The following is a 2,040-nucleotide window of genomic DNA, read 5'->3' as shown; positions in this document are numbered from 1 at the left end:
GCCGACATGCCAATCAGCCGAGCTCGTTCGGCTTCGGTCAGATGGATCTCCGCCGCCGGCGGTCCAGAATGCGCCATATCCATCAGAATACAAATTTATCCGCCGCTTTTCCGGCGCAGAATACTAGTAGTACTTTGTTAGTTTGTGATTTGGCGTGAGATGATCTTTGTGTGACTCCGGCTGAGCTGGCTGATGTTCGAGGCCGTCTTGAGGACTTCGCGGGTGAGGTGTTCACTTCCTTCGCGCGTCGGGAGCAGCGGTCTAGCCTCGATCTTTCGCGAGGCTGGGCGGGGTTCGTAGTGGCTTGATTACCTGCTGTTTCAGAGGTAGGTCAGCCACTTGACCCGACTGTCGCGTCGGGTGGGCGGGGTTCCACAGGCCCGGGTGTCTCCCTTCTTGATGGTCGGGTTGGAGGGTGGAGGTCAAGGCGCGGGCAGAGCCTGCAGGCGGCTGATCGCGGTGGCGATCAGTTCGCTCCATCGCCAGCGTCGAGCCAGCCGTACCCGCAGTTGTCTGCCGCCTTTGACCAGGCGCGCAGCGGCGGAGAAGAGCCGCAGCCGCAGCCGTTTGGGTTCCCAACGGCGGGCCGGATGGCCGTCGTCGAAGGCGAGCATCTGTGCCCAGGCGGTCAGCTCGCAGGCCAGGGCGATGAGTTCAAGCCAGATCTGGTTGGCGGCGAAGCTGTGCAGCGGCAGGTTGCGTAGACCGGTGTCCTTGGCGGTGCGGATGCGGTCCTCACAACGGGCCCGGCGGCGGTGGCGTAGTTCCAGGTCGGCGAGTTGGCCCCGGCCGCCGCCCGGCCGGGTGCCGGTGACAAAGCAGGTGAAGCGGTGTCCGTCCAGATCGGTGAAACGCAGTTGGGCGCCGGGGTGGGGGCGCTCTTTGCGGACGATCACCCGCATTGCCTTGGGCCACGAGGTCATGTCGAGCAGTCCGGTCAGCTCTGCCACCCAGGCGCCGTCGCGGACCTGACCATCGGCGTCATAGGCGTTCTGCCACGCCTGCTCAGGCAGCCGGAGGATCGCTGCGCAGATGTCGTCGGTCAGGTTGAACCCGATGGAGTACTTCAGCCTTCGGGAGGTGATCCAGGTGAGGAACTCGTGGGTGCCGCTGCCGGAGTCGGTGCGGATCAGTACCTGTTTGTGCAGGTGGGTCGGGATCTGCGCGAGTGCGAGTCGTCCGGCCGTGATGTGGTCGGCGGCGGTGTTGGACCCGGCGTTGCCGTTTCGCAGCAGCAGGGTGGCCGCTTCCCCGGTTCCGTTGTGTCCGTGGTCGATGAATGCGGTCATCGGATGGAAACCGAACGTCTTCTTCCAGGTGGGAGCCGCCCGTTCCTTCTCGGAGTGGGCGATTACGATGGTGGCGTCCAGGTCCACTGGGATGAGCGCACCGCCTGCGCCGGGAGCCCGCTCGCCGGCCAGCGCCCAGACGTGCTCGCGGGCTGCGGCGCGTGCCGTGCGGATGGCCCGCAGTGCCTTCGGCCCGGCCGCGGCCAGTTCGGTGACCAGTCGGGAGACGGTCGGGTCGGAGGCGATCGGGCCGAACAGTTCGGGGCAGGAGCGCAGCACGGCGATGTCGGCCAGGCAGTCGCCGCCCAGGGCGAGCGCGACAGCGAGGTCGGTGACGACCTTCGCGGGGTCGTGGATGGCCCGAGGTCGACGCCAGGGTGCCAGAGCTTGGGACAGGCCGCGGCCCAGGCCACTGACGCGCAGAACCTCCGTCAGCAGCAGGCCACCCGCGTGACTGGCGATCTGCGATCCGTCAGAGGAGACGACAATCTTGGGCTTGCGGCCTGTAGTCTGCACCTGGAAAGTGCCCCTTGAACTGGTGTGGACTGGACTCTCGACAAGCCCGATCTTCCCAGCTCAGAGGCACTTTTCTCATGTAAACAGCCCCACTGCCTCCCACTCCCGTGTAGGGTCGGGGGCTGGCGCGGTGGCGTCTCCTGACGGTAGGGCCTGGGGCCTTCATGTTCCGCCGGTTTCCCGGTCGGTTGTGCCACCCCAGTGACCGTGGCCAGGTTCGTTGCTCCGTTTCCAG

Annotated in this window: 1 protein-coding gene; it reads right to left on the bottom strand. The window is 66.0% G+C overall.

All coding sequences use genetic code 11. The annotated features are described in order from the left end of the window. Positions 1–422: 422 nt before the first annotated feature. Positions 423–1,805: an IS1380 family transposase gene (locus LDL49_RS56325; RefSeq protein ID WP_225303175.1), complete on the bottom strand. Its 1,383-nt coding sequence runs from the start codon at positions 1,803–1,805 to the stop codon at positions 423–425. Between the last annotated feature and the right edge of the window lie 235 nt (positions 1,806–2,040).

It is taken from the genome of Nonomuraea aurantiaca, assembly GCF_020215705.1.
GTDB lineage: Bacteria > Actinomycetota > Actinomycetes > Streptosporangiales > Streptosporangiaceae > Nonomuraea > Nonomuraea aurantiaca.
This window is presented reverse-complemented; position numbering and strand designations above follow the sequence as displayed.